Here is an 11,271-nt window from a genome sequence, read left to right as displayed (position 1 = left end):
CCCTTCCGGGCCCGCCAGATGGCGGCCGCCGCGGGCGGCAGCGGCACGCGCACCTCATCGCCGGTTTTGGCTTGATGGAAGGTGAGCACCAGCGTGGCCGGGTAGCCGGGCAGGTCGAGGGATGCCACGTGGTGGGGCCGCAGGGCGCGCAGGTCAGAGTCGCGCAGCAGCAACAGGGTTTGGAACGTGAATAGGGCCGCTTCCTCGCGCAGTTCGTCGTCGGACAGCTCCAAAGCCATGAGTTCGCGCAGCTCAGCCGGCTGCAGCGCCGGCGCGCGGCCGTAACGAGTCTTGATTTTCAGCCATGCCGGCAGGGCCTTGCCCGCCAGGCGGAAGCACTCGCGCAGAAACTTGATGTGCTTGCTGACGGTGCTGTCGACGAGGCCGAGCGCGGCCAGGTGGGCCAGATACTTCAGCAGGTCTTTGCGGGTAAGCTCCAGCACCGGCCAGCCCGGCTGGTAGGCCTCCAGATGGCCTACCACTTGGCGGTAGCGGCGGGCGCTGTTGTAGGGCTGGCCGGGGTTCTCGGCCTGCCAAAGCGCATAGAAGTCGGTAGGCGTCACAGCAGCCGGGGCGGCCTGGGCCTGCTTGCCAGCCGGCTTCTTGCCCAGGGCCAAGCGGGCAGCGGCCACCAGCTCGGCTTCGGTCACGGGCTGGCTGTGGGCCGAAGCCAGGGTGAAGACGTTGCTGACGGCCGTTTCAACTTTCTTCAGCTCGTTGTTAAGGCGGGTGGCGTCGGGGTCTTTGCTTAGAATGACTTGCCGGGCCGCGGGGCGGAAGTGCGCCGGCAGGCAGCTCACGCCGGTGGCCAGCTTGGCGCGCTGGCCGTCCCAGGCCACGTCGAGCACCACGCGACAGCAGCCGTCGGCGTCGGGACGGGAAAGCACTTGGCGGTAGGTGAGCTTCATGATAACAAGGTACGACAGGGCACGAAAAAGCCCCGCCGGATAGGCGGGGCTTTGCTCTAAGCGACTTCTTCGCAAGGCCGGTCGGTGTACCTGAGTGATGAGCTTCGGGGGACGCAGACATCATCCTTTTTATAGGCTATTGTCACAGATGGCTTCTTTTCACAGATTTTATCTGGCATGAATAGCCTCTCAAATCAATGGCACATGCCTTACCCCGTCATTGTCCTATAAATAACCCACAAAGCCTATGTCCATATCCAAGGCACATTGTCCTTTTTTATCCGCCCAACGGCTCCATCCTTTGTGCACCCTGTTAGAGTGGCCACTTAACGCACAGGAAACACCATCCTTATTTCCACATTTTCATCAACTGAAAACAAATGAAAGTCAACATTCTACCTACCTGCCTGCTGGCTGCAGGCTTGCTGCTGGGCAGCTATTCGAAATCAGTGGCCCAAACCGGTGCGGCTTATAACGCAACTTACTCCGGCTACAGTGCCGGCATTGGGGTAACGGATAACTACGACGCCGGGTGGACCCACTCTTATGTCGGATTCAATGCGAAACGCAACGGTGGTTCCTGGATTTTGGGAACCGATGGCGCAAACAATGGTGCCTCACTGCTCTTAGGTGGAATTACTGGCGAACTGCGGTTCTTCACTTTCCCGGTTGCCAACCCTTCCAGCGCCCAAACCATCACCGATGCACAGATTGCTGCTACCGTGCCCCGCATGGCCATCAGCAACACGGGACAGGTACGCATCGGCCTGACAATTCCCAGCGCCAGCCATCCCGATTATCAACTCAGCGTGGACGGCAAGCTGGTGGCCAAATCGGCCTACGTAACGTCGACGGGCTGGGCAGATTACGTGTTCGATAAAAACTACCGCTTAGCGCCCCTCTCGGAGGTCGAAGCGTACGTGAAGGCCAACAAGCACCTGCCGGAAATCCCCACCACGAGCGAAGTGGCAGAAAAGGGCATCGACCTGGCGGCCATCAATACGTTGTTGCTGAAGAAAGTAGAAGAGCTGACGCTGCATCTCATCGAAGTCAATAAGCGCCTGGAAGCCGTCGAGGCCGCCAAGCGCTAAAGGGAAGGGCGGTCATTAGCGCACCTGATAGCCGCCTGTCAATGCCAGAAAAACGATGCCGTTTGCCAGGCGTTTTTTCCACTTCCCTTTAATCGACTTCACTCATGAAACACTTTCTTATTCCGCTCGCTGTCCGCTTGCTCCATAAGCCGCAACGGCACATCGTCATGTTGCTTCTGGCCCTCACCGCCCTGCTGGGTAGTCGGCCGGCACAGGGGCAAATCACGTTGTCTAATTTTAAAATCGACAACTCGACAAGCTTCAAATTCTATACGACCACTGCTGCGTCCAGAACGGCCACCTTTACGGTACAGGCGAGTAGGCCCATCAGTTCGGGAGACATCCCCAACGTCCGCATCTTCCTAGTGGGGTACAATCCCGAACAATGGATTACGACCACCACGACGGGCTTCCCAAGCTGGACGTATAATTCTAATGGCACAGCCATGATTGCCACGATTACGGGCTCCTTCCAGTTGTCATATGCAGCGACAGGGGGCGGCCTCTACACCGGTCTGCAAATCGCAAACATGGTCGGTATCAATACCGGCAGTCGAAGCTCCATTATTCCCATCACCTTCATCTCCAACCCTAACACAGCCATTACCCTGAGCAACTTCCGCATAAGCGACCCGACCACGAATCCCAATAATGGGTTGTCGGTCAACGTCAACTCGGTGCCCCGGACGGTTACCGCTAGCGTTTCGCTGAGCAAAGACCCAGGCTATACGGATGAGTTTGCGGTGCAGGTCAGAGGAAACAATACGGGCCTCATCTCATCCACTACGACAAGTAGTTCAGCCTGGACGCTTACCAGTGCGGGCCAGAAAACGTGTACAGTCAGTTGGTCGTTTTCCGTCAGCACAGCTAACGTTCCCATCGCGAATACCCAATTTACGACCGTAGCTACTTCGGCCGTTCCGACCGGGTATCTACTGGGCACTGGCACGAGCACGGTGGCCATCAACCGGGTAGCCGACCCACCCTCTACGCCTTGCATTAGCGACGTCTTTGTACAAAACGTCACCTTTTCGGGCAACAAGGCTTCGGGGCAGAACCTCTATGCGGGCCGGGCCGTGACCACATCCACGGCGAACGGGGACGTCACCATCCTCACCAGCACAGCGGCCACCTTTACCGCCCGCAAGCAAATTGGGTTGCTGGATGGATTTAGCGCCCGCCCGGGCTCTACGTTCAGTGCCTTCCTGGACGGCGCGGCCTGTTCCACGTTTGCACCGGGCGACACCAGCAGTGCGCCATCTTACCGTCAGGCCATGGCCGGCGACAAAATTCTGGCTCCGCTGCAGGCGACGCAGCTGGAAGACCGCGTCACCAGCAAGCCGCAGGAAACGGCGAGTGTGTATCCCAATCCGGCACACGATGTGCTGAACATTCAACTGCCAAACAATGGCAGTGCGCGCGTCGTGCACATTTACAACAGCATCGGTTACGAGGTCCAGCGCGTCGTGATGCAGCCCGAACAGACAGCCATTGATGTCCGAGCGCTGCCGGCAGGCGTTTACAACCTGCTCACCACCTCCGAAAGCGGCACCATTAAAACGCTTTTCAGAGTGAGTCGCTAAGGGCAGCCCTTTAGGTTACCTAAAAGCCCCGGCCAATTGGCCGGGGCTTTTTTGCGTGCTAATAGCACCACTTGCACGGGTCCATCTGCTGCTGGGCCGCGGCCAGCGGCATCGACACCACGGCGGCCCCGCAGCGGCTCAGGCCGCGGCAGCCCGAGGAGGCGTGGTACTTGACCGTATTGCCGCTGTCGCAGTAGTACACCAGCGGGCCGGCGGCGCGCTTGGTTTTGACCTTCACTTTGGCCGCCGCGTGGTGGGTGACAGTTTTGTGGGTGGTGCGGGGATGGGTGGTCTGGGCCGGCGCGGAAAGGGCGCACGCGAGCAGGGCCACCTGGAGTAACAAGTGTTTCATGCGGGCAAGGCATCGAAAAACCACACCGGATGGGCTGGGCTTTCTTTTTAGGCTTTACTGAATCACGAAACGCTGGGGAGCAAGCGATTTACCAGCGGTCTGCAACTGATACAGGTATAGTCCTGGTGCCAGCCCCTGCGTGTCAAACAAGAGCTTATCGAAGGTGCTGTCTACCGTGAAGCGGCGCACCAGTTGACCACCCGCGTTGGTCACGGTCAATTCGCCTTGCTGCCCCGGCGCGACGGCGTACGGCAGGGCAATTTGGGTCGTGGCCGGGTTGGGAAACGGCGCCAGCTCAGTGCCTTGGCTTCCCTGGGCGGTTTTGAGCGGCGTGTACGTGCCGGGCAAAGAGTAGATTTTGCTGTACTGCCGGGTAGCCGTGTAGTAATTGGTCAGCATCTTGGTGCCCAACGGCGTGTTATATACCTGCGGATATGAGGTCGAATCGAGGGCCAGCAGCTGGGCGCCGGTCTCGTCGATGATGCGCATAGCCTGCGAGTACGCGGCGTTGCTCACCGTGAAGTTGACGACCATTTCCAACGTGGCATTGCTGTTGAACAGGTTGTCGCTCACGTACAGCACGGGGCCGGGCTGGGCACCTGCGGGCAAACTCACCGGTATTTGGCGGTAGAGCGAGTTGTCGTTGTTGTAGATGCGCACCTGGCCACCCGTTGAGCCGGTGAAATAGCCAGCGTATTTCACCGCCCCGGTGGAGAGCTTGTGCACCGTAAGCTGCGTGTTGTAGCGTTGCTCTTGCACGATTTGTGCCCGCGCGGTGCCGCCGGCCAGCACCAGACCGGCCAGAAGTAGAAAGTTGTTCATCGAGAAGGAATGGGTTGAATTCCCCGAAAGTTAGCAGGGAGAAGCGCAACCTGAATCCTATACAGCCGCCGCTTTGGGTAGAGCTACTACTCCCCCCCTTTCTTCGCCCGGGGCGTGCGGACAAGACGCAGCCACCATACGCGGCTACCCCGCCTTAGCGCGTCGCCTGCCACCCCGGCGGCACCGGGCGTTTGCCGGCCGCGTCGAAGGAATTGAATTGCTTGCCCACCTCCTTGTTGCCGCGCCGGTAGAAATGCGTCACGTACGCCGTATCGGTCGGGCGCAGCCACCGGAAGTAGACGATGCGCCCCTCTATCACGGAGTCCCCGGCGAGCACGGTCGGGACGCTGTAAAGGTCATAGTCCGGCTGGCCATCCGGCCGGAGCTGGTGCCAGTAGTCCAGCCCCGGCTTGTTGCCGGGCGTGAAGGTGGCTTCCACTTCGCCGGTCGTTTTCAAGCGCTTCCATTCCCCGTGGGGCGCGAAGCGGTAGGTGCCGTTGGGCCCGGGCGTAATGCGCAGCGGCCCCTGGTCGTAGTAGGTGTGCCAAATCGACTGGTAGGCCTTGTGGATTTTCTCCACCGGCTGCCCGGCGGCCAGGGTGGCTTTCTCGGCGCGGGTCAGGTGCCGGCGGTACTCGCCGTTCTTGTAGTCGAGCGGCAAGGGCCGGGACAGCGCGTACACGCCCCCGCCTAGGGCAACGGCGATGAGCAGGTAGAGGAGCCAATTGTCCATACAGTAGCAGTGGAAAGGAGGAAGTGGGGGCGCAAGTAAGCTACAAGCCGGTGGTTCTGCCCTATTTGCGGCGCGTGTAGGGTTTGCGGGGTGGCTTAGGTGGCGGGCGGCGGGCTCTGCTCTTGGGCGCGTGTCGCACGTAGCATCGCCATCGCGTGGTCTATTTCTTCGGCGGTATAGTTCTTATACACAGCTTTTGATTTTGGTTCTTGCTGCGCTACTTCGGGCCAACTTATGGGCAGGCCGGGCGGGCTATCGATAGTGATACTTGGTGTAAACGCAGCGATGAGTTTATCCAGCATTTCGTCCCGCTCCTCCTTCTTATCATACAGGTATTTGATAGAACGCGTGTTTGCAAACTCTACCTCAATGATATATGCCATTTCCTGCTCAGGCAGAAACTCGCTGTAAAAGTCTCTGTTTTCCGCAGTTAACCGAACATCACGGTCACCTACATAGGTAATCTGAGCAACGTTTAACAATGCGCGTGCTCCGTTTTTTTGAAGTAGGATGAAGGAAGAACCAACCATAGGAAAGGGAAAGCAGCACAACGGCCACCGCGGCCGTTTCGTGTATTAAAGAAGCAAAAGCCCCGCCGGATGGGCGGGGCTTCAGTAAGTTACTTTATAGGCGTAGCATCTGAAATGCCAATGCTTACCGTCGCTACTTCACTCGGCGCATTCGTTTTCAGTTTATAGTGCGTCGTGCCTTGTGGCTGGACTATCTCGTAAATGGGGTATTCATGAGTGCTCAGCTCTGTTTCCGTTTGCGAGTACCATGTGACCGACAGCACGGGGTCTTTAAAGCGGGCCAGCGTCGCCTGACTGGTGATGTCTCCTTCGAGAACGAGTTGGTCAATCAGGTTGCGGTGGTGGGTGCCATTCACCTGCAGGAACTCAGTGGGTGCGCTCTCCTCGCGCTGAAGTAATTCGGCGCGGAGCTCTTCGGCCGTTTTAGGCCGGGCGGCCTCAACCGTGGTGTAGCTATTGCCATCGTAGGAGTTGGCGTTGGAGCAAGAAGTGAAGAGTACGGCCAACAGCCCGAGCGAACAGACGATGGGTAGACGTTGATACATGGGTATGGGAAGTGGATGTGAAAATTAGCGGGGCAAGTTAGCTGCTACTCGTCACGCTACAAGCAGCGTCGAGAATGCCTGGAACAGGTCGCAAACGCATTGGCTAGCCGTTGCTTCAGCTAACTATTTTGCCCTCAATCTATCAGCAAAACATAGGCTTGCCGTTTGGCCCATTTTGGGACTATATGGTGTGTTTTTCCCAAAATAATTCTCGGGCAGTCCTAAAAAACAGTAGGAATGTGCCCATTGGCCATCCGTACATTTATGGTTCACTAACTCCACCTTTCTGCATGAAAAAAGCATTACCTCTTCTACTGGTCGCCGTGGTACTGGCGGCCGGCTTCTGGTTCTATACTGGCCCGCAGCGGGCGCTACGCGACATTAAAGTGGCTGCTGATGCCGGTGACGTAGAAGGCATCCGGGAACGCGTCGATGTGCCGGCCGTGAAGGAGAGCCTTAAGGAGCAGCTCAACACGATGATGACGCAGAAGCTGGCGGCCGACAAGGACTTGCAAAACAACCCTTTCGCCAGCTTGGGCATGATGATGGCCGGTAAAATCGTGGAAACGATGGTGGACGCGGCCGTGACACCGACGCACCTGGCAGCGCTGCTCAAAGGCGACCGCGCCCAGGCCTTCCAGAAAGCGGACGCTCCGGCCGAAGAGAAATCCAGCGAGCCAACGGAAAACAATGCCGAACTGAACGGCTCGTTCGACTCGATGGACCGCTACACCATGCACGTGCTCAACAAGCAGACGCACAAGCAGGCCGTGGCCCTAACTATGCGTCGCGAGGGCCTGTCTTGGCGGCTGACATCGGTGCAGCTGCCGATTGAGGAAGCCAAAGAGGCTGCTACATCTTACGAATAGCATTTTACGAAATGCAGTTGCAGAAAACGGCACTACACATTCACACTAACAACAAAGCACATGCCTATATACAATGCTTACCTGAACGCGCTCGACGGAATTATTAGAGAGAACGGGGGTTCAATTCCTGAATTAAGTAAGCCGTTTACGGCATCAATTGTCGGACATGACCCGAGTAAGCACACGGGTTTAACAGTTGGAGATGTCCTAAAGGAAGCCTTTAATGAACTAAGCAAGATGCGTCCCACTCATGACGATGTCAGAGCTCTTGGAGCATTCTATAACTCTAATGCCGACGCTGGTATCACAAAATCTGTAAAGGACTACGTAGAAAAGTTAAAAAGCATTGCTACTAACGCCCAATAGAAATGCGAAAAATACTCCTAGCCAGCTATGCTATTGAAATCTACCAAGGCAGTGAAGCTCAACACCCCGCGAAATTTGGCGGGAACGTAGACCTGCTTTCTCTCTTTCACGACTTTGCGCAGCATGTTCTGAAAGAAACCCAGCATTTGCCTCACAAACGTGGTACAAGCCACAGGTTTACGTATGCCAGTCATACACTACCTGTGCTTAATGACTCTACACGCGACCTTTATGGCTATTTCAACGCTGGTAGGGACGGCGACGATTTTACTGCAAATAAATATAATGCTGATGGTACGTTGCGCGAACAGAAAAGAATCACCCGCGATATGCATAACATGCGGGATAGTTTTTTCTATTTAAAAGTACCGAAAGAGCTTGGAAAACGGCGAGCATACCTCATATTACAACAGCCTGAAGGAGAAGGCATAAAGGGACTTGTTTTTGTATTTTTCAATGAGTATTTGAAGCTGAGAGGTTTGCAGAATTTCCGAGCAATTTTTCTAGGCCTAATTCCTGAGAAAGTGTTTACTGGAATGATGCAAAATGGCAACTTTAAAGAGCTTACATTAACCAGTTACAAACTCCCTGACATCGTAGAAGGAACTGGGAATGATGAGGAAATGATACCCAAGGGGCGAGGTACGATGAAGGTAATGTATCAAGCAACAGACCTTGGTTCGCGCTTCAAAAGCTGGGCAACACGGTATTTCCATGCTTCTCGCAAAGCAGACTCTAGTGCTCAGAAATCCCGTGTCACAGTAGCAATTGGTGACGAGTCTAAGGAATACGACGAGGTGAGCATGAAGCTCGAACTTAATGGCAAGGAAAAGACTTTTCACCTAGCCCGCGGTTCTCGCACGCAGCCCGACATCGATGTTGGGGGTAATGTAGAAGATGATGCGCATGGCCGGCCGCGGCTGGACCAGCTTCTGGAACAGGCCCGCGAAATTGTAGCCGACGTATCCTTAGAACTTCCTCGCGATGCTAGCCTCCCTGACCCGAATCAATCTATTTGATGTCGTTGCAACGCATATACGAACCTTTCACAAGTTCAATCGAAAGGAAATATATGTAGGCGACTTAATGCTCTTTTTTGGCTTACCTGCTCTCGCTGGCCTTCCTCTCGCATACTACTTCAGTTGCCGCTTGTACGATGAAGCATCAAATCTGTTATCAGCTGCGTCAATCATTGGAGGATTTTTGTTTAGCCTACTGGCAATGACGTCACAGCTAATAGATAAAGTAAAAAGCGAAGCGAACGTAGGTCCCGTTAGAAGACTGTTTGCGAAGGAAATTCATGCTAACGTAGCATTTGGCATCATCTCTTCTTTGTTGTGTGTAGTATGCTTAGTTATTTACCGATTTGGAGGTGAGCCTATTGAGCATATACTAAACGCTCAAACAGTTGTCGCGTGGTTCACGTATTTCAATCTCCTTTCGTTCCTTCTAACGTTGCTAATGATAGTTAATAGACTATTTATAATCTTGAATAGCCAAGCAAGGGAACTATAATATTTATCACAAAAAAGCCCCAGCATCATTGGGGCTTTTTTTATTGCTTCGTGCGGAGCATGGACAGAAACTAGACATTATGCCCGTTAGGGCAACACTTCCCATCAACATGCTTTGTATCACGATTACCACGCAGATTTAACAAAGTAATAGCGTAGCTACGCTCATTTCCCTGCAATTCATTTCCAGAAATATCCGTAATGTTACCACACCAGCCGCATCGATAAACGGCCCGCCCATCGTCCACTGGTCCCGATTCGTGATTCATGTTTACTGGGCTCCCTGGTCTGTCATCTCCTAACAGCACTACTATTCGTTCCCTTGGCACCGTAATGCCTGAACGTTCAAGAGCCTCTTCAATCAGCACACCCAGCAGGAAAAACGGCTCAGGAATCGCAGACTGATATTCTTCCCGGTACTGCATCGCAAGGTCATCAAACGTGTGAGGGTGCAGTAGCAAGGTGTCACCCTCATTGAGCGGGCTATCAATAATCCAGTTGCGCAGGTTTTTTATAGTTACCCGCCCAATGTAATAGGGGCCGTGCTGCTTCATAGTCAAGCAACTAAACGCACCGGTACCACCCCATAGAACTCCCGTACCTCCCAAATGGAGTGAATGTCCTTCCGGGCCACGGTGAACGACCCGCCGGCCCCGCCAGTGGCGTGCAGCGTCAGGCCGTCGCGGTCAAATAGCTCGTTCTTGAAGATAGCCTTCACCGTCACAGTATCATCGTAGTCGATAACGCAGATGGTGTTGTGCAGATACTCCCATTTTCCCTCCGGCACGGGCCACGCGATTACCTGCTGGCCGTCCCGGAGGCTGGGCTCCATGCTGTCTCCCTCAATGTCGAACACTAGGGCATCCTGGTAGTCTTCGGCTGTGCGCCCTGGAGGCAGACGGAACAGCACTTTATCGAACAGTTCGCTGCTCATGAATCGCTGCAGCTGGGCGTAGTTGAAGGAGGCGCGGGCTTTGAAGCTGACGCGGCCCAACTCTATCACTGGAATATCAGAGAGCAGGCCCACCGCCTGCACGTTGTTCTGATTCGCAGGATACGGAGAAATATTTTGGGCGCGTGCCTCAGAAGCCAGCATCGGGCCCTCCCCAGTCAATAGCCACTCAGAACTAATGCCTAGTTCTGTTGACAACTTAGCTAGCATCTCGGCACTAGGACTCTTAGTCCTGCCTGTTTGAAGGAAGCCGATTGCAGCCCCAGATACACCTAGTTTGGCTGCTAAGGCATCTTGGGACAGACCGAATTCGTCCCTTATTGCTAAAATTTTCTGACTGAAAGACAGTGGCTTACTGGCCATGAATTAAATATTGTTGGCATTTTTCACAACAGCTGTTGGAATTGCCTAGTACACTTGCCTACATTTGTTAACACAAACACTAACACAAGCAAGGTACACAAATGAAACAGAACCCAAAACCGGCCAACCGCCCGCCGACGATGCGGGAGTTGATGCCCAAAGGCTTCCTGCCCCTGCTCTGCAAGCGCACGGGCAGCGGCAACCTATCCAACATGAGCCAGGTGGTCAACCTGGAAAACACCAACTCCAGCTACTGGCCCGCGGTGCTCCAACTGGCCGAAGAAACCAACCCCGCCGGCTTCCAGGCCTGGCAGGAGGCCCAGGAAGTCTCGCACACCCAGGCCGCCTAACCCCAACCACCCATCCATTCCCTTCATCTTCTTTCACATCTCCCTTTCACGCATGAAACCTCCCAAGCCTTCCCTTATCCCCCTGCTGGCCTCGCCCGGCCACAAGAAGCCCAGCCTCTCGGTGGCCGCGGGCTTCACCGACACCGACCTGCTGCACCTGGTGGCCCCGGTACTCGACTTTCCCGCCGGCACGGTGCTGCCGGTGCTCGGCTACTGCATCGACGAGGAAGTAGACGGCACGCCCTACTGCGTGCGGGCCTACGTGCCGGGCCGGGGCACCACCTTCGCCGGGC

14 protein-coding genes and 1 pseudogene are annotated in these 11,271 nt (G+C 55.4%); 6 read left to right on the top strand and 9 right to left on the bottom strand.

The genetic code is table 11. The annotated features are described in order from the left end of the window. Positions 1-908, bottom strand: a 908-nt coding sequence (locus ACYVDE_RS06940; protein ID WP_460500757.1) for a phage integrase SAM-like domain-containing protein, incomplete at its 3' end; no start/stop codon positions are given. A gap of 380 nt (positions 909-1,288) precedes the next feature. Here ACYVDE_RS06940 and ACYVDE_RS06935 point away from each other — a divergent pair. Continuing rightward, a complete protein-coding gene (locus ACYVDE_RS06935; RefSeq protein ID WP_460500756.1) occupies positions 1,289-1,999 on the top strand; it encodes a hypothetical protein in 711 nt (236 codons plus the stop codon). 104 nt (positions 2,000-2,103) lie between these two features. Beyond that, positions 2,104-3,582, top strand: a complete 1,479-nt coding sequence (locus ACYVDE_RS06930; protein WP_460500755.1) for a T9SS type A sorting domain-containing protein — start codon at positions 2,104-2,106, stop codon at positions 3,580-3,582. Between the two features lie 58 nt (positions 3,583-3,640). On the opposite strand, the gene ACYVDE_RS06925 is transcribed toward ACYVDE_RS06930, so the two are convergent. From ACYVDE_RS06925 to ACYVDE_RS06905, 5 genes are all read right to left on the bottom strand, one after another. Then, complete coding sequence (locus tag ACYVDE_RS06925; protein ID WP_460500754.1) at positions 3,641-3,934, bottom strand: hypothetical protein; 294 nt, start codon at positions 3,932-3,934, stop codon at positions 3,641-3,643. Between the two features lie 54 nt (positions 3,935-3,988). Further along, positions 3,989-4,756 (bottom strand): T9SS type A sorting domain-containing protein, encoded by a 768-nt coding sequence (locus ACYVDE_RS06920; RefSeq protein ID WP_460500753.1) that lies wholly within the window; start codon positions 4,754-4,756, stop codon positions 3,989-3,991. A gap of 154 nt (positions 4,757-4,910) precedes the next feature. Next, the gene (locus tag ACYVDE_RS06915; protein ID WP_460500752.1) at positions 4,911-5,489 is read right to left on the bottom strand and encodes a hypothetical protein; all 579 of its coding nucleotides are present in this window, start codon (positions 5,487-5,489) and stop codon (positions 4,911-4,913) included. Between the two features lie 95 nt (positions 5,490-5,584). Next, on the bottom strand, positions 5,585-6,019 hold the full coding sequence (locus tag ACYVDE_RS06910) for a hypothetical protein (protein WP_460500751.1): 435 nt from the start codon (positions 6,017-6,019) through the stop codon (positions 5,585-5,587). An 89-nt stretch (positions 6,020-6,108) separates the two neighbouring features. Next, on the bottom strand, positions 6,109-6,564 hold the full coding sequence (locus tag ACYVDE_RS06905; RefSeq protein WP_460500750.1) for a hypothetical protein: 456 nt from the start codon (positions 6,562-6,564) through the stop codon (positions 6,109-6,111). 290 nt (positions 6,565-6,854) lie between these two features. Between ACYVDE_RS06905 and ACYVDE_RS06900 the strand changes: the two genes are divergently transcribed. Together ACYVDE_RS06900 and ACYVDE_RS06895 are read left to right on the top strand one after the other, a co-directional pair. After that, on the top strand, positions 6,855-7,433 hold the full coding sequence (locus tag ACYVDE_RS06900) for a DUF2939 domain-containing protein (protein ID WP_460500749.1): 579 nt from the start codon (positions 6,855-6,857) through the stop codon (positions 7,431-7,433). A 368-nt stretch (positions 7,434-7,801) separates the two neighbouring features. After that, positions 7,802-8,818, top strand: a complete 1,017-nt coding sequence (locus ACYVDE_RS06895; protein ID WP_460500748.1) for a hypothetical protein — start codon at positions 7,802-7,804, stop codon at positions 8,816-8,818. Positions 8,819-9,384: 566 nt separating this feature from the next. Here ACYVDE_RS06895 and ACYVDE_RS06890 read toward each other — a convergent pair. The 3 genes and pseudogenes from ACYVDE_RS06890 to ACYVDE_RS06880 form a co-directional block, all read right to left on the bottom strand. Further along, on the bottom strand, positions 9,385-9,867 hold the full coding sequence (locus tag ACYVDE_RS06890; protein ID WP_460500747.1) for a hypothetical protein: 483 nt from the start codon (positions 9,865-9,867) through the stop codon (positions 9,385-9,387). 2 nt (positions 9,868-9,869) lie between these two features. Continuing rightward, positions 9,870-10,316, bottom strand: a complete 447-nt coding sequence (locus tag ACYVDE_RS06885; RefSeq protein ID WP_460500758.1) for a S24 family peptidase — start codon at positions 10,314-10,316, stop codon at positions 9,870-9,872. Positions 10,317-10,418: 102 nt separating this feature from the next. After that, positions 10,419-10,628, bottom strand: a pseudogene (locus ACYVDE_RS06880) (helix-turn-helix domain-containing protein); the annotation flags it as partial. 101 nt (positions 10,629-10,729) lie between these two features. Between ACYVDE_RS06880 and ACYVDE_RS06875 the strand changes: the two are divergent. After that, positions 10,730-10,978 (top strand): hypothetical protein, encoded by a 249-nt coding sequence (locus tag ACYVDE_RS06875; RefSeq protein ID WP_460500746.1) that lies wholly within the window; start codon positions 10,730-10,732, stop codon positions 10,976-10,978. 52 nt (positions 10,979-11,030) lie between these two features. Continuing rightward, positions 11,031-11,271, top strand: a 241-nt coding sequence (locus tag ACYVDE_RS06870; protein ID WP_460500745.1) for a hypothetical protein, incomplete at its 3' end; no start/stop codon positions are given.

The organism is Hymenobacter agri (assembly GCF_054778495.1).
Note: the sequence above shows the minus strand (reverse complement) of the source record. Positions and strands in the feature narration are given on the sequence as shown.

Bases quoted from the DNA above. Each gene is read 5' to 3' on its own strand.
- ACYVDE_RS06930 (WP_460500755.1), top strand. From the start codon at position 2,104: ATGAAACACTTTCTTATTCCGCTCGCTGTCCGCTTGCTCCATAAGCCG.
- ACYVDE_RS06925 (WP_460500754.1), bottom strand. From the start codon at position 3,934: ATGAAACACTTGTTACTCCAGGTGGCCCTGCTCGCGTGCGCCCTTTCC.
- ACYVDE_RS06875 (WP_460500746.1), top strand. From the start codon at position 10,730: ATGAAACAGAACCCAAAACCGGCCAACCGCCCGCCGACGATGCGGGAG.
- ACYVDE_RS06935 (WP_460500756.1), top strand. From the start codon at position 1,289: ATGAAAGTCAACATTCTACCTACCTGCCTGCTGGCTGCAGGCTTGCTG.
- ACYVDE_RS06920 (WP_460500753.1), bottom strand. From the start codon at position 4,756: ATGAACAACTTTCTACTTCTGGCCGGTCTGGTGCTGGCCGGCGGCACC.
- ACYVDE_RS06905 (WP_460500750.1), bottom strand. From the start codon at position 6,564: ATGTATCAACGTCTACCCATCGTCTGTTCGCTCGGGCTGTTGGCCGTA.
- ACYVDE_RS06900 (WP_460500749.1), top strand. From the start codon at position 6,855: ATGAAAAAAGCATTACCTCTTCTACTGGTCGCCGTGGTACTGGCGGCC.
- ACYVDE_RS06915 (WP_460500752.1), bottom strand. From the start codon at position 5,489: ATGGACAATTGGCTCCTCTACCTGCTCATCGCCGTTGCCCTAGGCGGG.
- ACYVDE_RS06890 (WP_460500747.1), bottom strand. From the start codon at position 9,867: ATGAAGCAGCACGGCCCCTATTACATTGGGCGGGTAACTATAAAAAAC.
- ACYVDE_RS06895 (WP_460500748.1), top strand. From the start codon at position 7,802: ATGCGAAAAATACTCCTAGCCAGCTATGCTATTGAAATCTACCAAGGC.
- ACYVDE_RS06910 (WP_460500751.1), bottom strand. From the start codon at position 6,019: ATGGTTGGTTCTTCCTTCATCCTACTTCAAAAAAACGGAGCACGCGCA.